This is a genomic window from Ensifer sp. ENS02 (assembly GCF_014851885.1).
In the GTDB taxonomy this organism is placed as follows: Bacteria; Pseudomonadota; Alphaproteobacteria; order Rhizobiales; family Rhizobiaceae; genus Ensifer; species Ensifer adhaerens.
In genome coordinates, this window is the sequence record NZ_JACVAO010000070.1 from 1 (window position 1) to 599 (window position 599).

At 59.3% G+C, this 599-nt stretch carries 1 protein-coding gene; it reads right to left on the reverse strand.

What is annotated here, in order from left to right:
* A partial coding sequence (locus IB262_RS35475; protein WP_348646961.1) for a DUF3300 domain-containing protein occupies positions 1–593 on the reverse strand: 593 nt, incomplete at its 3' end.
* Positions 594–599: the final 6 nt, after the last annotated feature.

Genomic DNA, 599 nt, shown 5'->3' on the forward strand with positions numbered 1-599 from the left:
TAGTAGCCGATCGGCGCCGGTGCATAGTTCGGCTCGTAGAGCATCTCCGGCGGATACTGCGGCACATAGATGGTTTCCGGATTGGCCGCCTGGATGACGACGTTGTCGCCTTCCTGGACCACCTTTACCTTGTCGTCGGTCTTGATGATGTTCTTCGCGACCGCCTCGTCACGCAGTTGCTGGATGGCCATCAGCACGTCTTTCTGCTGATTGGCGATCGCATCGCCGAAAGACTGCGTCCACTCGAGATCCTCGCTCATCATCTTGACGATCTGGGGGTAGTTCAGCAGCGATATGATGCTGCCGTCCCAGTCGTCTTTCGGCTTCATGTCGGGTTTCTTCTCGCGAGCCTCAAGAAACCGTTCTGCCTCGACGATCTGCAAAGGATAGAGCGCGGCGGCGGAAATGAGCGCCACCAACTCGTCCGGGTAAAGCGCGATGCGCGCCACCAGCACCTCGAGCTCATCGTCGCTGAGCGGCTCGGGTGCTGTCTGTTGTTCCTGAGCAGCCGGTGCGGCTGCCGTCTGCTGTGCAAGAACCGCCGTGACGGGTGTTGTTATCAAAACCGCGATTGCGCTGCCGAGCGCGATGATCGTCTT